The 25,752-nt window shown below is 70.9% G+C and carries 12 protein-coding genes and 1 riboswitch; of the genes, 8 read left to right on the plus strand and 4 right to left on the minus strand.

The features are described 5' to 3' along the window. The first annotated feature begins 45 nt into the window (after positions 1-45). From ACIBAD_RS19800 to ACIBAD_RS19810, 3 genes are all read left to right on the plus strand, one after another. Positions 46-1,209, plus strand: a complete 1,164-nt coding sequence (locus ACIBAD_RS19800; RefSeq protein WP_398907879.1) for an XdhC family protein — start codon at positions 46-48, stop codon at positions 1,207-1,209. Between the two features lie 104 nt (positions 1,210-1,313). Beyond that, positions 1,314-2,615, plus strand: a complete 1,302-nt coding sequence (locus ACIBAD_RS19805) for a YncE family protein (protein WP_398907881.1) — start codon at positions 1,314-1,316, stop codon at positions 2,613-2,615. 68 nt (positions 2,616-2,683) lie between these two features. Continuing rightward, complete coding sequence (locus ACIBAD_RS19810) at positions 2,684-3,916, plus strand: GNAT family N-acetyltransferase (RefSeq protein WP_398907882.1); 1,233 nt, start codon at positions 2,684-2,686, stop codon at positions 3,914-3,916. 100 nt (positions 3,917-4,016) lie between these two features. On the opposite strand, the gene ACIBAD_RS19815 is transcribed toward ACIBAD_RS19810, so the two are convergent. Next, entirely contained in the window at positions 4,017-6,248 is a 2,232-nt protein-coding gene (locus ACIBAD_RS19815) for a germacradienol/geosmin synthase (protein ID WP_398907883.1), read from the minus strand. Positions 6,249-6,502: 254 nt separating this feature from the next. Beyond that, entirely contained in the window at positions 6,503-10,450 is a 3,948-nt protein-coding gene (locus tag ACIBAD_RS19820) for an FG-GAP-like repeat-containing protein (protein WP_398907884.1), read from the minus strand. 455 nt (positions 10,451-10,905) lie between these two features. Between ACIBAD_RS19820 and ACIBAD_RS19825 the strand changes: the two genes are divergently transcribed. After that, entirely contained in the window at positions 10,906-17,118 is a 6,213-nt protein-coding gene (locus tag ACIBAD_RS19825) for an RHS repeat-associated core domain-containing protein (protein ID WP_398907885.1), read from the plus strand. 16 nt (positions 17,119-17,134) lie between these two features. Beyond that, positions 17,135-17,413: a hypothetical protein gene (locus ACIBAD_RS19830; protein ID WP_134070147.1), complete on the plus strand. Its 279-nt coding sequence runs from the start codon at positions 17,135-17,137 to the stop codon at positions 17,411-17,413. Positions 17,414-17,501: 88 nt separating this feature from the next. Here ACIBAD_RS19830 and cobN read toward each other — a convergent pair whose 3' ends face one another. Continuing rightward, a complete protein-coding gene (gene cobN / locus ACIBAD_RS19835; protein ID WP_398907886.1) occupies positions 17,502-21,113 on the minus strand; it encodes a cobaltochelatase subunit CobN in 3,612 nt (1,203 codons plus the stop codon). A 32-nt stretch (positions 21,114-21,145) separates the two neighbouring features. Continuing rightward, positions 21,146-21,283, minus strand: a riboswitch (cobalamin riboswitch). 139 nt (positions 21,284-21,422) lie between these two features. Here cobN and ACIBAD_RS19840 point away from each other — a divergent pair. The 3 genes from ACIBAD_RS19840 to ACIBAD_RS19850 are packed head-to-tail and all read left to right on the plus strand — an operon-like array spanning position 21,423 to position 24,945. Next, positions 21,423-22,799, plus strand: coding sequence for a cobalamin biosynthesis protein CobG (locus ACIBAD_RS19840; protein WP_398907887.1), 1,377 nt, complete (start codon positions 21,423-21,425; stop codon positions 22,797-22,799). Beyond that, the gene (locus tag ACIBAD_RS19845) at positions 22,796-23,443 is read left to right on the plus strand and encodes a precorrin-8X methylmutase (RefSeq protein ID WP_208328960.1); all 648 of its coding nucleotides are present in this window, start codon (positions 22,796-22,798) and stop codon (positions 23,441-23,443) included. The genes ACIBAD_RS19840 and ACIBAD_RS19845 overlap by 4 nt, the downstream gene beginning before the upstream one ends. Then, positions 23,440-24,945 (plus strand): precorrin-2 C(20)-methyltransferase, encoded by a 1,506-nt coding sequence (locus ACIBAD_RS19850; protein ID WP_398907889.1) that lies wholly within the window; start codon positions 23,440-23,442, stop codon positions 24,943-24,945. Before ACIBAD_RS19845 ends, ACIBAD_RS19850 begins: the two co-directional genes overlap by 4 nt. A gap of 22 nt (positions 24,946-24,967) precedes the next feature. Here the strand turns inward: ACIBAD_RS19850 and ACIBAD_RS19855 are convergent, their stop codons facing one another. After that, positions 24,968-25,633, minus strand: coding sequence for a hypothetical protein (locus tag ACIBAD_RS19855; RefSeq protein WP_134070139.1), 666 nt, complete (start codon positions 25,631-25,633; stop codon positions 24,968-24,970). Positions 25,634-25,752: the final 119 nt, after the last annotated feature.

A 25,752-nucleotide genomic window follows, 5' to 3' on the forward strand; every position in this document is an offset into this window, starting at 1 on the left:
CCACGCATCCGATACTGGTAACCGAACCCCTCCGAGGAGGCCGCAATGCTGGACATCGCCGAAGAACTGAACCGGTGGGTCGAGCAGGGACGTGACTTCGCCGTCGCCACCGTGGTGGCGGTCGGCGGGAGTGCGCCCCGGCAGCCCGGAGCCGCACTCGCCGTCGACAGCGAGGGCACGGCCATCGGATCGGTCTCCGGCGGATGCGTGGAGGGCGCGGTGTACGAGCTGTGCCAGCAGGCGCTGGAGGACGGCGAGACCGTCCGGGAGCGCTTCGGCTACAGCGACGACGATGCCTTCGCCTTGGGCCTGACCTGCGGCGGGATCATCGACATCCTCATCACCCCGGTGCCGGTGGGATCCCCCGGGCGGGAGGTGTTCGCGGCCGCGCTGGCGGCGGCCTCCCGCGGGGAGGCCGCGGCCGTGGCCCGGATCGCGGAAGGTCCGGCCGAGCTCCTGGGCCGCGCCGTGCTCGTCCGGGGCGAGGGCGGCCACGAGGGCGGTTTCGGGGGCCACCCCGAGCTGGACCGCACCATCGCCGAAGAGGCCCGCGCCATGCTCGACGCCGGCCGCACGGGCGTGCTGGAGATCGGCGCCGACGGCCGGCTCTGCGGAGAGCCCCTGAAGGTGCTCGTCGAGTCCAGCGTCCCGCCGCCGCGGATGATCGTCTTCGGTGCGATCGACTTCGCGTCCGCCCTGGTGCGGATCGGAAAGTTCCTCGGCTACCACGTGACCCTGTGTGACGCCCGGCCCGTCTTCGCGACGAAGAACCGTTTCCCCGAGGCGGACGAGATCGTCGTCGAATGGCCGCACCGCTACCTGGAGGCCCAGTCCTCGGCGGGCTCGCTCGACGGCCGGACCGTCCTGTGCGTGCTCACCCACGATGCCAAGTTCGACGTGCCGCTCCTGGAGCTCGCCCTCAAACTGCCCGTCGCCTACGTCGGCGCCATGGGTTCCCGCCGCACCCACGAGGACCGCAACAAGCGGCTCCGGGACGTCGGTGTGACCGAGCTGGAGCTGGCCCGGCTGCGCTCCCCGATCGGCCTGGACCTCGGCGCCCGCTCCCCGGAGGAGACCGCGCTGTCCATCGCCGCCGAGATCGTCGCCAACCGCCGCGGCGGTTCGGGCGCGGCCCTCACCGGAGCGCACATACCGATCCACCCGGACACCTCGAAGAGCGTGATCGGCCGGATCGGCTCAGTGGCCTGAAGAGGAGAGGCGTAGGGCGCAACCCCCGTGAGGGTTGCGCCCTTTTGTTGTTCCGCTTATTTTACCGGCCGGTAACAGCGCCTTTCTGCAACGGAGTTGAGCGGATGTCCCGGACCGAACGCACCGCCCGTACGGCACGCACCGCCCGCACCCCCGTCCGTACGCTCCTCGCCGGCTGCGCGCTGGCCGCGGCCTCGCTGGCGGGAGGCCCGGCATCGGCGTCGGCGTCCGCCCCGGCCGCGGGTGCCGCCGGCGTCGGCGCGAACGCCCGCGAGGTGCTGTTCGTCGGGAACAACTGGGAGGGCACCGCCGATGTGCTCGCCTCCACCGGCGACCTCGCGAGAGTCGGCCGGCTCAACATGATCCCCGACAAGGAGGAGCGGCTGCGGGAGATCTACCTCAACCCGATCAAGCTCGCCTTCTTCCTCGGCATCCGGGCCGGCGCGGGCGAGGGCCACGACCAGTTCGTGGACGACATGTACACCACCCCCGACGGATCCGCCGTGGTCGCCTCCCGCCCCAGTTTCGCCGACGTCGTCTCGATCGACGTGCGCACGGGCCGGATCAACTGGCGCTTCCCCGTCGCCGGCTACCGCTCCGACCACATGGCGGTCTCGCCGGACGGGACCCGCGTCGCCGTCTCCGCCTCCACCGCCAACACCGTGCACGTCCTCGACATCGCCACCGGACGGCAGCTCGGCTCCTTCCCCACCGGTGACAAGCCGCACGAGAACGCCTTCAGCCGAGACGGCCGCTTCCTGTGGAACAGCTCCATCGGGGACGTGACCTCCGCCCTCGACGCGCCGTGGCTGGACTGGACGAAGGGCGACCGGAAGATCACCGTCGTCGACGCGCAGACCTTCCGCACGGTCCGCGTGATCGACATGCGCGAGCGGTTGGACGCCTTCGGCCGCCCGGACCTGTCCGACGCCGTCCGGCCGATGTCCTTCAGCCCCGACGAGTCGAAGCTCTACTTCCAGGTCTCCTTCTTCAACGGGGTCGTCGAGTACGACGTGCCCACCGACCGGATCACCCGGATCAAGGAGCTCCCGCGCAATCCCGCCACCAACACGGACCGCACGACCTGGGTCAACGACTCCCGCCACCACGGCATGTCCATGAGCCCGGACGGGACCAAGCTCTGCGTCGCGGGCACCATGGACGACTACGCCACCGTCGTGGACCGCGCCTCCCTCGCCGAGGGGCCGCTGGTGCCCGCCGACAAGCCGTACTGGGCCACCGTCGACGGGGACGGCACGGCGTGCGTGATCTCCGAGAGCGGCGCCGACCGGGTCACCGCCATCGACTTCGCCACCGGGACCAAGCGGGTGTCCGTCCCCGTCGGCGACCATCCGCAGCGCGTCCGCCTCGGCCACGTCCCGACGGGCTGGACGGGCCCGCAGTAGCGGCGCCCGCCGGCCACCCCGGCCCATATGGGGTGACCGGTCCGCGATGACCGATTAGTCTCCCGATCATGGCGGACATCCGTGAGGTACCCGAAGCCGACATCGACCGCGCTCTGGAGCTCGCGTACCTGGTCTTCCACGACCGCCCCGAGCCGGAGGGCCGCGAACGCCACCACGCCCTCCTGCGCCACTGCGCACGGCTGGGCGCCTACGACGGGGACGCGCTGGTCGGGTTCATGGCCGCGCACGACTTCCGGCTCTCGGTGCCCGGGGCGGATCTGCCCTGCCCCGGGCTCACCTTCGTCAGCGTCGCCCCCACCCACCGCCGCCGCGGCGTGCTCACCGCGCTGATGGACGAGCAGCTGCGGCGGACGGGGGCCGCGGGCAGCCCGGTCGCCGCCCTGTGGGCCTCCGAATCCGCCATCTACGGCCGCTTCGGCTACGGTTCGGCCACCCAGGGCGCCACCATCGAGATCGACTCGACACGGCCGCTGGCCCTGCGCATCGCCCCGGATGCGCGCCCGCTGCGCCTGGTCGACCCGCAGGACGCGCTCGCGGTGATCGGGCCGTACCACGAGGCCGCCCGCGCCGGGCGGCCCGGCCGCCCGACCCGCGACGCGGAGCGCTGGAACGAGTCCTGGCTCTGCGAACAGGACGAGGAGGACGAGGAGTTGAGCCCGCCGCGGATCATCGTCCTCGGCGATCCGGGCGAGCCGATCGCGGGGTACGTGCTCTACCGAACGAAGCACGAGGCCGACGGCGCCTCCGCCCGCAGTCCCGGCCTGGTCCGCGTCGACGAACTGGAGGCGGACACCCCGGCGGTGGCCGCCGCCCTGTGGGACTGCATGGCCGGCCTCGACCTGACCGGCAAGGTCTCCGCGTGGGGCCGGCCGCTGGACGACCCGCTGCTCCGGTTCGCCGCCGACCGGGACCAGGTCAGGGTCACCGCCCAGTTCCCGGCGCTCTGGCTGCGCCTGGTCGACGTACGGGCGGCGATGGCCCGGCGGTCCTGGGCCGCGCCGGTTGAGGTGGTGCTGGAGGTCGCCGACGTACGGCTGCCGGCGAACGCCGGGCGGTTCCTGCTGAAGGCCGGGCGGGGCGGGGCGACGTATGAGCGCGCCGCGGCCCCCGCCGACCTGGAGCTCGACGTACGGGACCTGGCGGCCTGCTACCTGGGCGGGACCCGGGTCGCCGAGCTGGTCGCCGCCGGGCTGGTGGCGGAACGGACCCCCGGCGCGGCGGCGGCCCTGGACGCGGCCCTGCACACCCCCCTGCTGCCGCACACGGCGGACGAGTTCTGAGGCGCAGGCGTAAGGGGCCGCGTGGCGGGGCCGCGTGGTGGGGGCGGGGGCGGGCGAGCGGACCGCCCCGCCCCCGCCCCGGCCGCCGGGCGCCGCGCGATCAGGCGGGCAGCGAGATCCGGGCCGCCGCCATGCCGAACGAGGAGCTCCAGCCGAGCCGGGGCCCGGGGCCCCGGCCGCCGGACTTCGGGTGCAGGTCCTCGTCGCGATAACGGCGCACGCTCTGGTGCCAGTTGAGAACCGCTGCCATCCAGTCCTGCAGCTCCCGCACGTACGCGTCCAGCGAGGCCCGGGCCTCATGGCCGAGGCCGTAGTCCTCGTACAGCACCGGCAGTTGGTGGTCGCGGATGTGCTCGAACTCCTTCGTGCGCTGCACCATCAGGTCGGCGACGATCGCGAACGCCTGCGGGTAGTCGATGTCGAAGAAGTTCTGGGTGACGAGGACGTGGTTGTGCACCTCCCCCTCGACCTCGATCTCCTTCTGGTACGAGAACAGGTCGTTGGTGATGCACCCGACGTCCGCCGCCGCGCTCTCCAGCGCGCGCATCACCCCGTCCCGGTAGACCTCGGGCGGGACCCCGTCGCCCTCGTGGCCGAGTTTGGCCAGGAACATGGTCATGTACGAGCCGAAGGTGAAGCGGCGCATCTCCGCGTAGTCGACCGGATCCGGGATCCGGTTCACGGCGGCGTTGCCGATCTCCCAGACCCAGCTGTCCAGCATCCCGATGACGTGCCCGCGGAACTCCGCGCGCATCGCGGGAATCATCCCGGCGACGGTCCGGGCCCACAGGTCCTTCAGGCTCCGCTCCATCGCGGTGACCGGCTCAGGGGCCTCGGCCGGGTCGACCGGGATCATGGAGATCAGCCGGTCCGTCGCCGCCCGGGCCGCGCCCGGGGACTTCGAGCCGGCGAACACCCTGGGGTAGTAGTCGTCGGCGTACGTGCCCCAGGTCAGCCACTGCGCGCTCAGGCACAGGGCCTCGGCCGTGGCGTCGGGGTCGATGCCCGCCGAGCACAGGGCGAAGTCCATGCCGACCAGCTTGTCCTCGTCCCAGATGTCGGAGCCGGGATCGCCGGGCTGCGCCTGGAGCAGGCCCATCTCCCGCGACCAGAGCACCAGTTCGCGGCGGGCCCGGTCCAGGTGCGGGCTGAGGGTGAGAGGGAAGGGCATGTAGAAGTCGGGCAGCAGCGAAGGGCCCACCTTCCGGAACGGCACGTGCGTGAAGCTGCGGTGGCGCAGCTCCATGGCGCGGGGGGCGAACAGGGAGCGCAGGTCGAGGGCGGCGGTGCCCGGCCCGGTCGGCAGGAAGGGCAGGGTGAGCGGGGACGCGGCCGCCCCCTTGGCCTCCTCGTTCATGTAGCGGCTGGAGACCATGTGCCACTCGTGACCGCCGGACTGCCAGTCCTGCAGGCCCTTCGCGTACGCGAGTACGGACGCCGTCTCGACGGGGTCGAGGCCGTGCCGGGCGGCGAGCGCGGGGACCTCGGCGAGGGCCGTGTACTCGAATTGCTGGAGCCGCGAGGTCAGCAGGTCGTTCGACAGGTCGGCGGCCTCCTGGGTGGTGCAGTCCAGGAAGGTCTCCAGGACCAGGACGGCGTTGGAGAGTTCGCCCTCCTGCTCCACCTCGCGCTGGTACGAGAAGATGTCGTTGCGGATGTGCACCGCGTCGGAGAACGCGTCGCGGAGCACTTCGAGCGGGCGCGCGTGCGCCACCCGGGCCGGCACCTCCGCGGACACGTACTCGACCAGCCCGGCCGACCAGGGTGCGCCGCCGACCTTGCGGCGCATCTCGATGTATTCGAGCGGGTTGGCCACGCGACCGATGTTGATGTTGTGGAGCTCCCACATCGACTCGTTGAGGAGGTTCCGCGTCGACTCGGAGAACCGTTCCCTCCAGTCCATCGACATCGCGGGCACGGTGCGCGACCACAGGTCCTTCAGGCCCGCCTCGACCGGGTTCGCCGGCTCGGGGAACCCGTCGGCGAGGTCCATCGGCATGAAGGCGGCCAGCCCGTCGAGGTACTTCTTGGCGCCCTCGCGGTCCTGGGTGCGCTTGTAGACCTCCAGGAAGTGATCGTCGAAGAAGAAGACCCACACGTACCAGTCGGTGACCAGGTCCAGAGCGTCGCCGCCGCAGTCGGGGTGGGTGTACGAGCACAGCAGTGCGTAGTCGTGCGAGTCGAGGTCCCGCTCGTCCCAGACGCCCGACCCCTCCAGCATCCCGAAGCCGCGGGCCCACTGCTTGGTGTGCGCCCGCGCGGCCTCCAGATGGGGATTCAGGCGAGCCGGATACGGCACATAGAAATCCGGCAGTTGAAACGGCTGTGTCACGACGGGCTGGACCTTTCGTCCGAGGGCGCGGGGGCGGCCCTTGCCTGCGGCCCCCCGCACGAGATCAGCATCCCTCTACCCCGTTCTCGGCCGGGACAGGTGACAGTTCACCGCTTCAGGTGACGGATGGGCCGTTCCGGGGCGCAGGTGCCTCGTGTGGGATACGCACCCGGTCCCGCCGTACGCGTACGGCACATGACGAAGGGGTGAGGCCCCGGGACGGGACCTCACCCCTCGATGTCAACGGTCGCGCGTCAGAGGATGACGTCGTAGCCGTTCCAGCCGCTACCGATCAGGACGCGGCCCTGGTTCGGCAGGAAATCGTAGAGCTCCCCGTTGTTGAGCACGCCGACGTGCTCCGGGGCGCCGTCGCTGTTGAGGTCGCTGGGGTACGGGGTCCATCCGCCGACCCACCAGCCGTTGCCCTCGAAGGTCCGGGCACCGAAGGAGATCTTGCCGTCCGCACCGGTGGCGTTGGGGAAGAGGTACACGTCCCCCTGGTCGGTGCGGCCCACGATGTCGATCTTGCTGTCCCCGTTCATGTCGGCGTACCGCAGGGTCTCCCAACCACCGGGCCAGAAGCCGTTGCCGATGAACTGGCGTCCACTGAGGGTGCTGGTGCCGGTTCCGCCCGCGCCGGCGTAGACCCACAGGTCGGCGTTGGCGTCACGGGCGAAGACGTCGGTGCGGCCGTCGAGGTTGACGTCACCGAAGCCGAGGTCGTAGCCGTTCCAGCCGACACCGATGAGGTAGCGCGGAGCGAAGGAGTTGGTGTCGGTTCCGCCGGTACCCGGGAAGAGGTAGAGGTCGCCCTCCTTGGTGCGGCCGACGATGTCCGTACGGCCGTCGTTGTTGAGGTCGGCGGTGTAGAGGTTGGTCCAGTAGTCGCGCCAGAACCCGTTGCCGACGAAGTAGTGGCTGCCGAGCGTGCCGGTACCGGTTCCACCGGTTCCCTGGTAGACCCACACGTCGCCGTGAGGATCGCGGGCGAGGACGTCGGTGAATCCGTCGCCGTTGTAGTCGGGCCGGCTCTGCGAGCCGCTCGTCCACAGGCTCTGGCCGGAGCCGTTGTAGATCGCCAGCACACCGCGGCTCTGCAGCACGGCGTAGGAGTAGGGGGTGCCGGTCTTGCTGCTCCACAGGGCGGTGGTGCCGTTGGCGGCGTAGACGACGAAGTTCCCGTCGTTCTGCATACGGGCCAGGGCGCCGTTGTTGCCGCCGGTGTTCGTGGACCAGATCTGCTTGTTGTCCTTGGTGGTCAGGACCAGGTTGCCGTCGGCCCGCATGACGAGCTTGGCGTTGCCGGAGTTGAACTCCTCGCCGGAGGCCAGGGTGGTGCCGGCCGGGATCTTCGCTCCGGGCACGGAGTCGATCTGGTAGGAGCCGGAGAACGACGTGACGGTGCCGCCCGAGGCGACCGCGTTCCAGCCGAGGACCGTGTTGTCCGTCTGACGGGCCCACAGGTCGCTCACGCCGTCACCGGAGACGTCGCCGACCGAGCCGATCTGCGGGAAGGCCGCCTGGGCCACACCGCTGCCGATCTTGGTGCGGGTCTGGGTACCCCAGGTGGCGAGGTCGACGGTGGTCGTGCCGTCCAGGCTCTTCTTGCCGTAGGTGCGCAGGACGTCGCCGGTGGCGTTGTCCCGGAGCCAGAGGTCGGGAACCTTGTCCCCGTTGACGTCGCCGGGGGCGACGACGGTGTACTTGTCCCAGTCGGTGTTGCCGACGAGCACCGGCTTCCCGTTGTCGTCGAGGGTGCCGAAAATGCTGCCGTAGTACGCCCAGAGCTGCTTGCCCTGCTTGACCAGCAGGTCGGGGACCTGGTCCCCGTTCAGGTCGCCGGGCGCGAGGACCTGCTCGGCGTTGTACCAGTGGTCGTCACCGTTCCAGTCCGGACCGTAGTCGCATCTGGCGCCGGGATTCTTCACGGGGCACGCCACCGTCATCTCGACGGGGTCGCCGACCGCGCCCTGACCGTCGTTGGCGTAGCTGAAGAGCTTCTTGGCCGTCATCCCGGCCGGCTGTTCGAGGGAGACGAGGTCGTTGTACCCGTCGCCGGTCCAGTCGCCGAGCGCGTCGACGCGGGCGCCGCTGAAGTTCTTGCCGGCCCTGGTCCCGGGGGTGAACTTGCCGTTGCCCTGGCCGGCGTAGGTGAGCAGGTTGCCGAAGGAATCGCTGCTCCAGATGTCGCGGTTCCCGTCACCGTTGAGGTCTCCGGGGGCGTCCACGGCGGCCGAGCGGGTGGCGTAGAAGAGGTACGCCGTGGTGTCGGAGCGGTTGCCGGCCGCGTCCTGGCTGAAGGCGTAGACCAGGTGCGGGCCGGCGCCGGGCGGGGTCAGCTGGACGCTGACCGAGGCACCGGGGGCCACGGTGGAGCTCTTCAGCTCGGGATTCCAGTCGGTGTAGTACCCGTACCAGGTGACGTCCTGCACGCCGTTGGCGGCGAGGGTGAACGAGCCCGGCGTACGGGCCTTGCCGGTGGTGGCGGGCCAGCCGTTCCTACCGTCGGGGAAGACGGTCGAGCTGATCTTCGGCGCCTTGGTCGGCCGGTTGCGGTCGACCGAGAACTTACAGGTCTGTGACCAGCCGGAAGCGGCGTTGTCCTGATCGGTCGCGCGGACCTTCCAGGTGTAGTCGCCGTTCGGCAGGCTGGCGTCGGGGACGTTCCACGTGGCGACCTTGCCGTTGTTGGCGGGGACGGTCTGCGTGGCGACGGGAGTGCTCTGGCCGGCCTTGAAGATCTGGTACTCGGCGCTCAGGTTCCCGGCGTCGGGGTCCGAGATCGTCGAGTAGAGGCTGATCGTGGTGTTGCCGATCTTGCCGCCCTCGACGCAGGGCACCCAGGGCGACGTCCCCGGGTCGGCGGGGGTCCGGGGCGGGTTGTTGTACTCCGTCTCCAGGGTGATCGTCTTCGGGTCGAAGCGCTTCCACTGGTACTGGTCGCTCTCGTTGGACGCGTACAGGCCCAGCGTCACGCTGGACCAGCCCTTGGACGCGGACTCCTTGGCGGCCGCGGTGGCGTCGAACTCGAGGTTGCCGGCGCCGCAGTCGGGGCGGCCCTTGGCGGCGGAGACGGTCGCCAGCTTGGTGCCCTTGCCGGGCTGGCTGTTCCACGTCGTAGCCGACGAGATGGGGTCGGTGGTCCACAGCTCCACGGGGGTGGGCGTGCAGGACCAGGACCACGTCTCCTTGATGCGGAACGTGGACTTGGTGACCTGGGCGCCCTTCAGGTTGGCGGTGTCGAGCTGGAAGAAGGAACGCGAGAGCCCGTTCGTGTCGCTCTCGTAGCCGACGCGGACGTCCTGCTTGGTGTTCCAGTACGAGTTCTTCGGCCAGCTCCGGTACGCCCAGGCCCAGTTCTGGCGCTCGCCCCAGGCGACCGAGGGGTCGATGAACACGGGGTACTTGGTGGCGGCGCCGGCCAGGAGGGCCTGATCGGGCTTGATCTCCAGGTTGCCGCCGGCCACGGTGGTCGGCATCTGCGCGTCCTTGGCGCCGGACGGTGCGACGAACGCATCGGCGGGCGCAGCGGGTTCGGTCCCGTCGGCCGCGGCGGCGAGTGACCGGGCCGCCGTCTTGGCCTGGGGAGCGGCGGCTCCGGTGGTGGTGGAGTCCCACATCATGGGCGCGGAGGCGGTGAACACGGTCTGGCCCGCGGGATTGACCGCGCTCAGCAGGCCGGTGGTGGCATTGCCGGAGACGTTGAGGCCGACGGTGTCGAGCTTGAACTTCAGCGTGGCGAGGTCGGGGTGCTTGGCCGCCTCGGCCGTCTTGACGACGAGGAGCTCGGAGAAGCCCTCGACATCGGCCTTCAGCTGGAGGTCCACGTCGGGCAGCACGTTGGCGTACGTCGCCACGTTCGCGGCCAGCGTCGGCTTGGGCAGCGCCTTCGGCCAGGTCAGCGACAGCGTGCGGCCGTCCTTGACCCCGGTCAGCAGGGGCCCGGTGCCACCGCCGGAGAAGGCGATGCTGACGGCCGACGCCTTGGGAGCCACCGTGCCGTCCGCCGCGAACGCCAGCGTCGGATCGGTAGCCACCCACGCGCCGGCCCGCCGTACGCGCACGGTCGTGCCGTAGCGCTTGACGGTCCACTTGCCCGTCGGCAGCGCCCAGGTGTCCGAGGTCTCGGTGCGCGCCGAGGTCAGCTCGTACGGCTGCCCCGTTTCCTTCGCCTTGGCGAGGGCGAAGTCGGCCGGGCTCATGGAACCGTCGGCGACCGGGTCGGTCGCGGCGACCGCACTCTCCGACGGGTGTATTACCCCCAGACCGGTAGCAGCTATTCCGGTTATGAGGGCCACGGAAATAACCCGTGAAATCCCCCGCCCGCCCGGCGTACCGGGGAGGGCCTCTCTTCTTCTCACGCACACTCCAACAGTCCGATTATTCGTGGCAACCCTACGCTGCAAATGAGGCTGTTACCGCTCTGACCTGCGCTCTTTATGTCCAATTTAGGCGCACCACCCGAATTGATCCACTAGATCCACTTGGTCGGATCCATGCAGGGCGGTATGTCGGTTTGGTGAATTCGCCCTGTTAGTCTGCGCCAGTAATTTTTCATGGAAGCATGGGGTGGGGTGTGAGAAGATTTCGCATGCGAGGGCTTTCTGTGGCGTTGGCCGCAGCGGTCCTCTCGGGCATGTTGCCGGGTGCGGTTGCCGTGGCGGACAGCAAATCCAAACCGTCGTTGCCGGAGTTGAAGCAGCCGAAGGCGGTGCCGGTCAAGCCGGTCCGTGCGGGTGGGGCGAAGAAGGCCGATGAAGCGGCGGCGCCGTGGAAGGCCCCGAAGGTCTCCTGGCCGGCGGCGGGTTCGGCGGAGGTGGACCTGGCTCCTGCTCCCGGTCCGGTGGGGAAGTCGTTCCTTACCGGCGCGGCGCAGTCTCCGGCCATCGGCTCGGGTGCGCAGCAGGCGGGCAAGCTCCCGGTCGCGGTCTACGCCGCTCCGGGCAAGGCGGCCGAGGCGCCGTCGAGGGTGAAGGTCTCCGTCGCGGCCAAGGACGCGGCGCGCAAGGCCGGTATCGACGGCGTGCTGCTGTCGGTGGGCCGTGCTGACGGCTCGGCGCGGTCCGCGTCGGCCAAGGTCGAGGTGGACTACAACTCCTTCCGCGGTGCCTACGGAGGCGACTACGTCTCCCGCCTGCACCTGGTGGAACTCCCGGCCTGTGCGCTGACCACTCCCGACCGCGCGGAGTGCCGTACGCAGAAGCCGCTGCAGACGCAGAACGACACGCGCGCGGGCAAGCTGTCCGCGCAGGTCTCGACGCCCGGCCTGAGCGCGAAGGCGGCGGGAGCCCAGGCTGCCCCGGCGGCGTCCGGGGCCGCGGGGGCCATGGTCCTGGCGGCGACGGCGGACGACTCAGGTCCGACGGGTGACTACAAGGCGACGTCCTTGCAGCCGTCCGGCTCCTGGTCCTCGGGTGGTTCGACCGGGGGTTTCAGCTGGTCGTACGGGATCAATGTCCCGCCCGTGCCCGGTGGGCAGGCGCCGCAGATCGGGCTGGGCTACAGCTCGCAGTCGGTCGACGGCCGGATGAGCGCGTCGAACAGCCAGGCGTCGTGGATCGGTGACGGCTGGAACTGGGAGCCGGGGTTCATCGAGCGGCGGTACAAGTCCTGCGAGGACGACAAGGCCGGCGGCACGAACACCACCAAGGTGGGTGACCAGTGCTGGTTCAACGACAACGCCACGCTCTCCCTGGGCGGCAAGTCGACCGAGCTGGTCTACGAGGCGGGCAAGGGCTGGCACCCGGCGTCCGACTCGGGCGAGAAGGTCGAGAAGCTCACCGGCGCCAGCAACGGGGACAACGACGGCGAGCACTGGAAGGTCACCACGACCGACGGCACGCAGTACTTCTTCGGTCTGAACCGGCTGCCCGGGTGGAAGGACGCCTCCACGCCGACGACGAACTCGGCATGGACGGTCCCTGTGTTCGGCAACCAGGCGGGCGAGCCCTGCTACAACGCCTCCTTCGCGAGCGGCTGGTGCCAGCAGGCCTGGCGCTGGCAGCTCGACTACGTGGTCGCTCCCGGCGGCAGCGCGATGGCGTACTACTGGAAGACCGAGACCAACAACTACGGCCGCAACGTCTCGGCAACCACCGGTAAGGGCACGGTCACCCCGTACGTTCGCGGCGGCTGGCTGGACCACATCGACTACGGCCTGCGCTCGGACTCGGTCTACTCGGCCAAGGCGATGGGCCAGGTCACCTTCGACGTCTCCGAGCGCTGCCTGAGCACCTGCGGCACCTTTGACGAGACCAACGCCAAGAACTGGCCCGACGCCCCGTTCGACCTCTTCTGCAAGGACGGGTCCACCGAGTGCAAGAACCAGTTCTCGCCGACCTTCTGGTCCCGCAAGCGCCTGACCGGCATCAACACCAAGGTCCTCACCGGTGGTGCGTACCAGGATGTCGACTCCTGGGCCCTGGATCAGAACTTCCCGCCGGCGGGCGACGGCATCTCCACCCCGATGTGGCTGAAGTCCATCACCCGAACGGCGAAGTCGGGTGCCGCGACCGACATCCCGCTTCCCCCGGTCACGTTCGCCGGTGAGCAGCGGCCCAACCGCGTGGATGCCACCGGTGACGGTCTCGCGCCGTTCATCCGGCTGCGCATGTACCAGGTGACCACGGAGAGCGGCGGCACCATCGGTGTGACGTACTCCCAGCCCGATTGCACACCCACCACGCTGCCGAAGCCGGACGAGACGAACACGACCCGCTGCTACCCGGTCAAGTGGGCCTGGGAGGGCGAGACCTCCAAGGTCGACTGGTTCAACAGCTACGTGGTGACCCAGATCGTGGAGGGTGACAACCTCGCCTCGACGCCGGACAAGGTGACCTCGTACGCCTACCTCGGTGGGGCGGCGTGGGACAAGGACACCAGTGAGTTCACCAAGGCAGATGACCGTGTGCACTCGGTCTCCCGCGGCTATGAGCTCGTGCAGACGCGCACCGGTGCCGCAAGCGACGCCAAGATGCTCTCCGAGACCCGGTACTTCCGTGGCCTGGACGGCAAGGACGTCAAGGACTCCGGGGGTACCGGGGTCACCGACCGGCCCGAGTTCGCCGGCATGGTGCGCGAGTCGGCCGCCTTCGAGGGCGACGACACGACGAAGCTGATCAACGCCAAGTCCAGCACGCCTTGGCGCTCGGGTGTCGTGGCCAAGCGAGTTCGTTCGGGCTTGCCTGACCTGGTCTCGTACAAGACGGGTACGGAGAAGGAGGCCACCCGGACCACCGTCACCGGAGGTACCCGGACCACTGAGACCTCCCGTCACTTCGACGAGTACGGCATGGTCGACTGGGAGTCGAGTGCCGGCGACGCTGCCAAGACCGGCGACGAGACCTGCACCACGACCACGTACGCGCGCAACACCGGGACCTGGATCCTGGACAAGCACAGCCGCGTCGAGACGGTGGGCGTGCCCTGCGGTACGGTCGCCAGCCGCCCCGTCGACGTGATCTCCGACACCCGTACCTACTTCGACAACGGTGCGCTGGGCACTGTGCCCGGTTCGGGCCTGGTGACGAAGACCGAGAAGATCAATGGCAAGGGCGACGGCTACGACGCCATCTTCACCGTGCCGTTGACGTGCGGTGCCGCGAAGAACGAGCTGTGCTTCGACGCCTACGGTCGGGCGCTCGCCACGGCGGACGCTTACGGCAAGGTCACCACGACGGCCTACAGCCCGGCCGCGGGCGAGGCACCGTCTTCGATGACGGTGACGAACCCCCTGGGTCACACCACGACGTCCAACCTCGACCCGCTGCACTCGCAGCCGACCATGGTCACTGACGCCAACGGCAAGGTCACGAGCACCGAGTACGACGCCCTCGGGCGGCTGGTGAAGGTCTGGCTGCCGAACTGGACGGCCGCCGACAACCCCAACTCGCCCAGCCGCGTGTTCGACTACACGGTCCGCAATGACGGTCCGAACGTCGTCACCTCGAAGACGCTGACGCACGACTACAAGTACTCCACCGTCTACTCCATCCGGGACGGCCTGCTGCGCGAGCGCCAGACGCAGACGCAGTCGCCCGACCTGTCCGGGCGTCTGGTCACCGAGACGTTCTACGACACCCGCGGCCTGGCCTGGCGCAACTCCGGCACCTACTACGCCGACGGCGCGCCCTCACCCGACCTGGTCACGGGACAGGAGCTCAACTACCCGGCCTCCACCGACACCGTCTTCGACGGTGCCGGACGGCCCACCGCGGTGATCTCCAAGAAGTTCGGCACCGAGACCAAGCGCGCCACCACCAGCTACACCGGTGACACCACCACCGTCATCCCGCCCCAGGGCGGCACAGCGACCACCACGGTCGTCGACGCGCTGGGCCGCACCATCGAGGTGAGGCAGTACACCAACGCCGCGCGCACGACCTCGCAATCGACGCTGTACACCTTCAACAAGCTGGGCCAGCTGGCGCAGGTCACCGACCCGGCCAACGCGAAGTGGACGTACACCTACGACGTCCGTGGCCGCCGGATCGAGGACAGCGACCCGGACAAGGGCGTCACCAAGACGGCCTACGACGGCGGCGACCGCGCAACCGATGTAACCGACGCCCGCGGCATCACCGTGCACACCGACTACGACGACCTCGGCCGCCCCTCCACGGTGAAGCAGGGCACGACGACCCTGACGGCTCAGGTTTACGACACGGTTGCCAAGGGGCAGGTGGCGAAGTCCACGCGCTACGTCGACGGCAAGGCGTACGAGTCGGAGGTCCTCTCCTACAACAACCTCTACCAGCCGCTCGTCTCAAAGGTGACCATCCCGGCCACCCCCGACACGGGAGCGCTGGCCGGCACCTACCAGTGGACGAACACCTACAACATCGCCGGCCAGGTCCTGACGACCAGGCATCCGGCCATGGGCGACTTGCCCGCCGAAACGGTCGGCAGCACTTACAAGTCGGTCTCGGGCCTCCTCAACACCATGGGAGCCGGCAGTAGCCGCCTCGTCTCGGCGATGACCTACGACCACTACGGCCGTAGCACCCGCCAGGAGCTCGGAGCCCTCGGCCAGCGCCTGTACCGCTCGACCGAGTACGACGAGCACACCGGTGCCGTCAGCCGTGCCTACACCGACCGTGACCTCGCACCCCAGCGGATCGAGGACACCAAGTACACCAGCGACCCCGCGGGCAACCTCACCTCCATCGCCACCGCATTCGGCCAGGACGCCACCCGCACCACCGACACCCAGTGCGTCAACCTCGACGCGCTGCGCCGCATCACCGAGGTCTGGACCAACACGGGCGAGGCTTGTGCGAGCTCCCCGTCGGCGACGGTCATCGGCGGCGAAGACCCGTACTGGACGACGTACACCTACGATGCGGTCGGCAACCGCAAGACCGAGACCAAGCACAAGACCGCCTCGGGCCCGACCACGGACACGGTCCGCACCTACACCCAGCCGACGGTCGGCAAGCACGACCTCACCAAGGTCACCCAGACCGGCACCGACCCCCACGAGGAGGCCTTCACCTACGACGAGAGCGGCAACACCAAGACCCGCAAGAGCGGCACGGGTGAAACCCAGTACCTCGACTGGGACGTCGAAGGCCACCTGAAGACCCTCAACCAGGGCACCACCGGAAACTCCTTCCTCTACGACGCCGCAGGCCAACGTCTGCTCCGCAAGGACACCAAGGGCACCACGCTCTACCTCCCCAGCGGCAACGAACTCCACCTGGACCAGACCGGAAAGGTCACCGGCACCCGCTATTACGACGGCGTCGCCATGCGCGAGGGCGGCAAGCTCACCTTCACCCTCACCGACCACCACGGGACCGGCACCAGTCAGATCAGCGCGGACGCCACTCAGGCCGTCACCCGTCGCAAGACCGGACTCTTCGGTGAAGCCCGCGGCAGCCAGCCGACCGGCTGGGTCGGAGACAAGGCGTTCGTCGGCGGAACCAAGGACGCCTACACCGGCCTCACCCACATCGGTGCCCGCGAATACGACCCCCTGACCGGGCGGTTCATCTCCGTCGACCCGATCATGGACCTGAAGGACTCGCAGCAGCTCCACGGATACACCTACTCCAACCAGAACCCCTTCACATTCTGGGACCCCACCGGCAAGCAACTCGAAGAGTGCGCCAGCGGCATGTACAAGTGCCACAACGGCAACGACCCGTACGACTACGGAAACCGCTACGAGACCATCGTGGAATCCGTCGGCGGAACCCTCGACCCCGAGTACGTCCGCCAGAAGCACTACGGCTGCCAGAACCTGGCTTGCACCAGTTCGAGCGGCTCCGGACGCTCCGGCGGTTCGACCAGCCGGCCCGGCAAGGGCACCCAGGCGCCGCCTCCGCCGCCGCCCCCTGTAGTGGTGCTCGCGGCCTCCGAGCCGCATCCGCAGAGCGACAGCCGAAGTCTGTGGGAGAAGGCAACGGATTGGGTCGGTGACAAATGGGACAAGTACGTCCTGCCTCTTGAGGCGAATGACACCAGCGGGGTATGTCTGGGCGGTTCGCTCGGGCTCGGTGGAGGTGTCAACGCCTCGGTCTGTCTGCTTGCGACCGACCGTCCGGACGGCAAGACCGAGTACGGTGTCAGCTTCAGCAAGGGCACCGAGGCCGTCTCATTCGGGGGGAACCTGCAGCTTTCGGGTATGCGCAGCAATGCGACGGACTTCGAGCAGCTGCGAGGCGACGGCTGGGGCGGTACCGCAACGGCGTCCTATGGGTTGTCGGTCTCGACGGCCCATGAGAGGTCGATCGGCTCCAGAAACATCAGGAACGAGCCCGTAGGAACCACCAGCTTCAGCGCGGGTGTCGGTGTCGGTGCGGAGGTCGGCCTCAGTCAGACCTACGGCACCAGGATCGGGCACCTGTTCACCGTGGACTGGAGGTGAAAGTAAAGTGGCATATATGACAAGCGAGGCTCACGTGGTGATGATCACAGCAGGACGGGTGTCTTCCGAGGCGAGCGTGCCCTCCATTGTTTTCATGGCGCTGTTCGCGGCGATCGGACTCCTACTGGCGCTCAATGTCAAGGGAATCGCAGACCGGTTCAGTGACGTGATTGCCACTGTGACGTTTGGTGTCTTCGACGCTTACCAGACTGGTGTGTACCGGTTCATCGGAGCTGGACTGGCGTTGTTCGGATGCATCGGAGTCGCGGTCGAGGTGACCGTCGGGCTCAGCTGACGCGGCAGGGGCGTGGCATCCCAGCCACGGAAAAGGCCGTCCTCCCCACCTTTCAGAGGTGGGGAGGACGGCCTCTTTCAGGATGCGGTTACTCCGAGTCGGCTTCCAGGTTGCCTTCCGTGTCCAGGTAGACCTGGCGGAGGGATTCGAGGATCTGGGGGTCCGGCTTTTCCCACATGCCGCGGGATTCGGCCTCCAGGAGGCGTTCCGCGATGCCGTGCAGGGCCCAGGGGTTGGCCTCCTCCAGGAAGGCGCGGTTCTCCGGGTCCAGGACGTACGTCTCGGTCAGCTTGTCGTACATCCAGTCCGCCACCACGCCCGTCGTGGCGTCGTAGCCGAAGAGGTAGTCGACCGTCGCCGCCAGCTCGAAGGCGCCCTTGTAGCCGTGGCGGCGCATCGCCTCGATCCACTTCGGGTTCACCACGCGGGCTCGGAAGACGCGGGAGGTCTCCTCGACCAGCGTGCGGGTCTTGACCGTCTCCGGGCGCGTCGAGTCGCCGATGTACGCCTCCGGGGCCGTGCCGCGCAGGGCGCGGACCGTGGCCACCATGCCGCCGTGGTACTGGAAGTAGTCGTCCGAGTCGGCGATGTCGTGCTCGCGGGTGTCCGTGTTCTTCGCGGCCACCGTGATCCGCTTGTACGCGGTCTCCATCTCCTCGCGCGCCGCCCGGCCCTCCAGGCCGCGGCCGTACGCGTAGCCGCCCCAGACCGTGTAGACCTCCGCGAGGTCGGCGTCCGTACGCCAGTCGCGGGAGTCGATCAGCTGGAGGATGCCGGCGCCGTACGTGCCCGGGCGCGAGCCGAAGATGCGGGTCGTCGCACGGCGCTCGTCACCGTGGACGGCCAGGTCGGCCTGGGCGTGGGCCCGGACGTGGTTGCGGTCCGCGGGCTCGTCCAGCCCCGCCGCCAGCCGGACCGCGTCGTCCAGCAGGCCGATGACGTGCGGGAAGGCGTCGCGGAAGAAGCCCGAGATGCGGAGGGTGACATCGATGCGGGGGCGGCCCAGCTCGTCGAGCGGGATCGGCTCCAGCCCCGTGACGCGGCGCGAGGCCTCGTCCCAGACCGGGCGGACGCCGAGCAGGGCGAGGGCCTCGGCGACGTCGTCGCCGGAGGTGCGCATCGCGCTCGTGCCCCACAGGGACAGGCCCACGGAGGCCGGCCACTCGCCGTTGTCCGTGCGGTAGCGGGTGAGGAGGGAGTCGGCCAGGGCCTGGCCCGTCTCCCACGCGAGGCGGGAGGGGACGGCCTTCGGGTCCACGGAGTAGAAGTTCCGGCCCGTGGGGAGGACGTTCACCAGGCCCCGGAGGGGGGAACCCGAGGGGCCCGCCGGGACGAAGCGGCCGTCCAGGGCCGAGACCACGTGCGCGATCTCGTCCGTCGTGCCGGCCAGCCGCGGGACGACCTCGCGCGCGGCGAAGTCCAGTACGGCCGTCACGTCCGCCGAATGGCCGGCGGCGACCGAAGCCACCGCCTCCGGCGCCCAGTTCGCGTCCTCCATCGCCTGGACCAGCGCGCGGGCCGCCTCCTCCGCCTCGTCGGCGGTCGTCCGGGTGGCCGCGGACTCGTCCAGGCCGAGCGCCTCGCGCAGGCCGGGCAGGGCCGTCGTACCGCCCCAGATCTGGCGGGCGCGCAGGATCGCCAGGACCAGGTTGACCCGGGCCCCACCGGTCGGCGCGCCGCCCAGGACGTGCAGTCCGTCGCGGATCTGGGCGTCCTTGACCTCGCACAGCCAGCCGTCGACGTGCAGCAGGAAGTCGTCGAAGCCCTCGTCGTCGGGGCGCTCCTCCAGCCCCAGGTCGTGGTCGAGCTTCGCGGCCTGGATCAGCGTCCAGATCTGGGCGCGGATGGCCGGCAGCTTCGCCGGGTCCATCGCGGAGATCTGCGCGTACTCGTCGAGGTGCTGCTCCAGGCGCGCGATGTCGCCGTACGACTCCGCGCGCGCCATCGGCGGCACCAGGTGGTCGACCAGGGTGGCGTGCACGCGGCGCTTGGCCTGGGTGCCCTCGCCGGGGTCGTTGACCAGGAAGGGGTAGATGAGGGGGAGGTCGCCGAGCGCGGCGTCCGGGGCGCAGGCCGCGGACAGGCCGGCGTTCTTGCCCGGCAGCCACTCCAGGTTGCCGTGCTTGCCCAGGTGGATCATCGCGTCGGCGCCGAAGCCGCCGTCCTGCGCGCGGGCCTGGATCCAGCGGTACGCGGCCAGGTAGTGGTGCGAGGGCGGCAGGTCCGGGTCGTGGTAGATCGCGATCGGGTTCTCGCCGAAGCCGCGCGGCGGCTGGATCAGGATGAGCAGGTTCCCGCGGCGCAGGGCCGCGAGGACGATGTCGCCCTCCGGGTTGGCCGAGCGGTCCACGAACATGTTGCCCGGGGCCTCGCCCCAGTGCTGCTCGACGCTGTCCCGCAGCTCGGCCGGGAGCTCGGCGAACCACCGCTTGTAGTCGGCGGCCGGGATCCGGACCGGGTTGCGGGCCAGCTGCTCCTCGGTCAGCCAGTCCTGGTCGTGGCCGCCGGCCTCGATCAGGGCGCGGATCAGCTCGTCGCCGTCGCCGGAGACCAGGCCCGGGATGTCCTCGACGGGCCCGAAGTCGTAACCGCCCGCGATGAGGGTGCGCAGCAGTTCCACGGCGCTGGCCGGGGTGTCGAGGCCGACCGCGTTGCCGATGCGGGAGTGCTTGGTCGGGTACGCGGAGAGGACGAGCGCGACCTTCTTGTCGCGGCGCGCGATGTGCCGCAGCCGGGCGTGCCGTACGGCGATGCCGGCGACGCGGGCGGCGCGCTCGGGGTCGGCGACGTACGCCGGCAGCCCGTCCTCGTCGAGCTCCTTGAAGGAGAACGGGACGGTGATCAGGCGGCCGTCGAACTCGGGCACGGCGACCTGCGTCGCGGCGTCGAGCGGGGACAGGCCCTCGTCGTTCTCCTCCCAGGCGCTGCGCGAGCCGGTCAGGCACAGGGCCTGGAGGATCGGGACGCCGAGCGCGGCCAGCGCGCCCGCGTCCCAGGACTCGTCGTCGCCGCCGGCGGAGGCCGTGGCGGGCTTGGTGCCGCCGGCCGCGAGCACGGTGGTGACGACCGCGTCGACGGACTCCAGCTCGGCGATCAGCTCCGGTTCGGGGGTGCGCAGGGAGGACACGTACAGCGGTACGGGGGTGCCGCCGGTCTCCACGATCGCGTCGCACAGGGCGTGCACGAAGGCGGTGTTGCCGCTCATCTGGTGTGCGCGGTAGTAGAGCACCGCGATGCGCGGGCCGTACGGGCGCACCGGGGTGCGCTCCAGCGGGCCCCAGGTGGGAGCGGCGGCGGGCGGCTCGAAGCCGTGGCCGGTGAGCAGCACGGTGTCGGACAGGAACCGGGCCAGCTGGTCCAGGTTGGCGGGACCGCCGTGGGCGAGGTAGCCGTGCGCCTCGGCCGCGATGCCGATGGGGACCGTCGAGGCCTCCATCAGCTGGGCGTCCGGGGCCTGTTCGCCGGTGAGGACGACCACCGGGCGGGTCTGGGTCGGCGCCAGGAGCAGGTCGAGGCCTTCCTGCCAGGCGCGCAGGCCGCCGAGGAGGCGTACGACGACCAGGTCGACGCCGTCGAGCAGGGCGGGGAGGTCGTCGAGGGGAAGGCGGGAGGGGTTCGCGAACCGGTACGGCACGGGGCCGTCCGCGGCGGCGCGGGCGCTGAGCAGATCGGTGTCGGACGTCGACAGCAGCAGGATCATGCGGCGGCATGCCTTCCTCGGGGTTTCCGCGCCCCGGGCAGTGTGGACAGCGGGAGTTCCTGACTCACCCGGCGGATCGCTCCGCGGGTTCACAGTGGCGGGACCGCGCCGGATTCGCACCGGGCTTCCTCCCAGCGGGCCACGTGGCTCCGCCGGTGGTCATCTTAGGTGGCGTTCCCCCTGGCCGGGAGTGGGGGTGTCCCGCGCCAGGGGAGCGGATCCGGGCAGGTCGGGCGGAGGGCGGGGCGCAGGGGGCGGGTGGTGACGGACACAGCTCGGGGTCGGGGAATCGTGGGTATGCTCGCCGCCATGCCGCCCCAGCCCCCTTCCGCCGCACCGCGGGACGAACCGGTCATACGTGACCGCGGTGACGCCTGCCCCGGCGCGCTGCGGCTGCACGCGGCGGACGACGGGTACTTGGCCCGGATCCGGATACCCGGCGGGATGCTCGACGCGGACGCGGCCCTGCTGCTGGCCGATGCGGCGGACCGGCTCGGCGACGGGCACGTCGACCTCACCTCGCGCGGCAACGCGCAGCTGCGCGGACTCGGCGCGAGCTGCGGCGGCGAGCTGCAGGCCGTGCTCGTGCGCGCCGGGCTGCTGCCCGCGCCCACCCACGAGCGGGTCCGCAACATCGTCGCCTCGCCGCTGACCGGCCTGGACCGGGGCGGTCTGCCCGACGTGGCGCCCTGGGTGGCAGAGCTGGACGGGCTGCTGTGCGGGAGCGCGCCGGCGGCCGGACTGTCCGGGCGCTTCCTGTTCGCCCTCGACGACGGCCGCGGGGACGTGACCTCGCTCGCAGCCGATGTGAACCTGGCCGCCGTCCGGGGCGGAGGCCGGGCCCTGCTGTGGACCGCCGGCGCGGCGGACGCCCTGCTGGTGGCCGCCGCCGATGCGCCGCGGGCCGCGCTCCTCGCCGCCTCGTACTTCCTCGACTCCGTCCGCCGGGCCGGTACCCGGGCCTGGCGGGTCTCCGAGCTGCCTGCCGAACACGCGCTGCGTTCCGATGAGTTGGGTGCGCGGCTGACCGCCGGCGGCATCTCGGCCTCCGTCGTGCGGAGTTCGCCCACCCTGCGCGGGCCGGCCCCCGAACCCGGCGTGGTCGAAGGCCCCGACGGCGCCGCCGCGCTGAGCGTGTTCGCGCCGCTGGGGCGCCTGACCACCGCCCAGTGGCGCCGGCTGGCCGGGCTCACGGGCCGTGTCCGGCTGACCCCGTGGCGCGGGATCGTCGTGCCCGGCCTGCCGGCCCACGCGGCCGACGGCGCGCTCGCCGCGCTCGCCGAGGCCGGTCTGGTGACCGGCGCCGACGATCCCTGGCGGTCCGTCACCGCCTGTACGGGGCGCCCCGGTTGCGCGAAATCCCTGGCGGACGTCCGCGCCGACGCGCGTGCCGCCGTGGCGCAGCAGGCCCAGGCCCAGGCCCAGTCCGCGGCGCACGCAGGCGCCGGCGCACCCGCAGACGCACCCGCGGGGACGAGCCGCCTGCTGCCCGTGCACTGGTCCGGCTGCGAACGCCGGTGCGGGCACCCCCGCGGCACCGCCTGGGCGGACGTGGTCGCCACCGCCGACGGGTACGACCTCTGCGCGGCCGGTCGCGCCCCGCTCCGCGGTGTCCCGGCCTCCGAACTTCCCGCGGCCCTCGCGGCCGTACGCCGCACCACCTCCCACGACGCAGCGAAGAAATGAGCGAGTACACAGTGTTCGAGTACGAGAAGGACGGCGCCGCGATCTACCGCCAGTCCTTTGCCACGATCCGCGCCGAGGCGGACCTCTCCGGGCTGCCCGCCTCCGTCGCCCAGGTCGCGGTGCGCATGATCCACGCCTGCGGAATGACCGACCTGCCCCAGGACCTCGGCTACACCCCGGACGTCGTGCTCCGCGCGCGGGCCGCCCTGAACGCGGGCGCGCCGATCCTCTGCGACGTGCAGATGGTCGCCAGCGGCGTCACCCGCAAGCGGCTGCCCGCCGGCAACGAGGTGATCTGCACCCTCTCCGACCCCGCCGTGCCGGCCCTCGCCGCCGAGATGGGCACCACGCGCAGCGCCGCCGCCCTCGAAGTCTGGCGCGACCGCGGCCTGCTGGAGGGCTCCGTGATCGCCGTCGGCAACGCGCCCACCGCGCTGTTCCGGCTGCTGGAGATGATCGAGGAGGGCGCACCGCGCCCCGCCGCCGTCATCGGCGTCCCGGTCGGCTTCATCGGCGCCGCCGAGTCCAAGGACGCGCTCGCCGCCCATGCCTCCGGGCTCGACCACCTGATCGTGCGCGGCCGGCGGGGCGGCAGCGCCATCGCGGCCGCCGCCGTCAACGCGATCGCGAGCGAGGAAGAATGAGCACGGGAACGACCTCCGGGAAGCTGTACGGCGTCGGGCTCGGCCCCGGCGACCCCTCCCTGATGACGCTGCGGGCCGTCGAGGTGATCGCCGAGGCCCAGGTCGTCGCGTACCACAGCGCCCGCCACGGCCGCTCGATCGCCCGCTCGATCGCCGCGAAGCACCTGCGCGCCGACCACATCGAGGAGCCGCTGGTCTATCCGGTGACCACCGAGACCACGGACCACCCCGGCGGCTACCAGGGGGCGATGGAGGAGTTCTACGAGGCGTCCGCCGCCCGGCTGGCCGCACACCTCGACGCCGGCCGGACCGTCGCCGTGCTCGCCGAGGGGGACCCGCTCTTCTACGGCTCGTACATGCACATGCACAAGCGGCTCGCCGACCGGTACGAGGCCGAGGTGATCCCGGGTGTGACCTCGGTGAGCGCGGCCGCGGCCCGCCTCGGCACCCCGCTCGTCGAGGGCGAGGAGGTGCTGACGATCCTGCCCGGCACCCTGCCGGAGGAGGAGCTCACCGCCCGCCTCGCCGCCACCGACTCGGCGGTCGTGATGAAGCTCGGCCGCACCTTCCCCGCCGTACGCCGGGCCATGGAGGGCAGCGGCCGCCTCGCGGAGGCCCGGTACGTGGAGCGCGCCACCATGGCGGGGGAGCGGACCGGCGTCCTCGCCGACACCGACCCCGACAGCGTCCCGTACTTCGCCGTCGCCGTGGTGCCCAGCCGCATCGGGAACCGGGGCAGCGTGCCGTCCGGCCCCGGCGGGGTCGTGGTCGTCGGCACCGGCCCGGCCGGGCCGCTCTGGCTCACCCCCGAGACGCGGCGGGCGCTGGCCGACGCCGAGGTGCTCGTCGGCTACACCACGTACCTGGACCGGGTCCCCGTGAAGCCGGGCCAGGTCCGGCACGGCTCCGACAACAAGGTCGAGTCGGAGCGGGCCGAGTTCGCGCTCGAACTCGCCCGCCGCGGCAAGCGCGTGGCAGTGGTCTCCGGCGGCGACCCCGGCGTGTTCGCCATGGCCACCGCCGTGCTGGAGGTCGCCGGGCAGCCGGAGTACAAGGACGTGCCCGTACGGGTCCTGCCGGGGGTGACCGCCGCCAACGCGGCGGCCGCCGCGGCCGGGGCCCCGCTCGGCCACGACTACGCCACCATCTCCCTGTCGGACCGGCTCAAGCCGTGGGAGGTCATCGCGGAGCGGCTGCGCGCCGCCGCCGCGGCGGACCTGGTGCTCGCCCTGTACAACCCCGGTTCGCGCAGCCGGACGTGGCAGGTGGCCCAGGCCAAGGAGCTGCTGCTGGAGCTGCGTTCGGAACAGACCCCGGTGGTCGTCGCTCGGGACGTGGGCGGCCCGGAGCAGTCGGTCCGCGTCCTTGCGCTCGGCGAACTGGAGCCCTCCGAGGTGGACATGCGCACGATCCTGCTGATCGGCTCCTCGCAGACCCAGGTCACGGAGCGCCCGGACGGCTCCCGCGTGGCGTGGACCCCGCGCCGCTACCCGGAGGCCTGACCGGCGGGCCGGGCGGCCCCCCTCAGCACTGCCAGAGGAACGCCGCCCGGCCGCAGGGCTCGCAGGCGTGCGCATAGGCGCTGCCGGAGCCGAAGTTGGGGGCGGTGAGGGGATCCGGGCCCTCCTCCAGCCGGGCGACGAACTCCATCGGGCGGCCGCAGCCCGGGCAGTCGGGCGTCTCGTCGTCCTGGAGCCATTCGGGAGTGCCGCCGAGCTGTCCGAGGACGTGGCGCGTCGGGCGCCCGCTCTGCGCGGACCACGCCTCGGCGGCGGCCCGGTACCCCGGCTCGGCCACCGCCACCGGCTCGACGGTACGGACCGCCCCGAGCTGCCGAACGTCCTCGTCCTCGTCGTAGTCCCCCTCGCCCTCGTCCTCGTCCGCGGCGGTGGGGAGTGCGGGCAGCGGCAGCGGTACCAGCCCGGTCGGCGGGAAGAGGTAGGCCCTGTTGCCGCCGGCCGTTGCGCTCCAGTCCTTGCAACTGCCCGGATCGTTCGCGCACATGAAGACGGCGAGGACCCCGCGCCCGCCGCCGAGGACCAGCTGCGCGATGAATCGGAGCGGCCCGGAGCAGCTCGTACAGCCGGGCCACCGCGTGCCGGCGGGCGCCAGCGGGAGGCCGCCGATGCGGGTGACCGGGGCATCGGGCGCGGCAGAGCCGTTATGGATCAGCAGGGTGGCGGTGCTCATGCCGAGGAGAGTAGGAGACCCCTCTGACAGCGGCCGGGCGGGGCGGCGCGGGGTGCGCGGGGGTGCGTGAGGTGAGCGGGGGTGCGTGAGGTGAGCGGGATGCGCCTCGGGTCTGTCCC

It is taken from the genome of Streptomyces sp. NPDC051109 (assembly GCF_044455885.1).
In the GTDB taxonomy this organism is placed as follows: Bacteria; Actinomycetota; Actinomycetes; order Streptomycetales; family Streptomycetaceae; genus Streptomyces.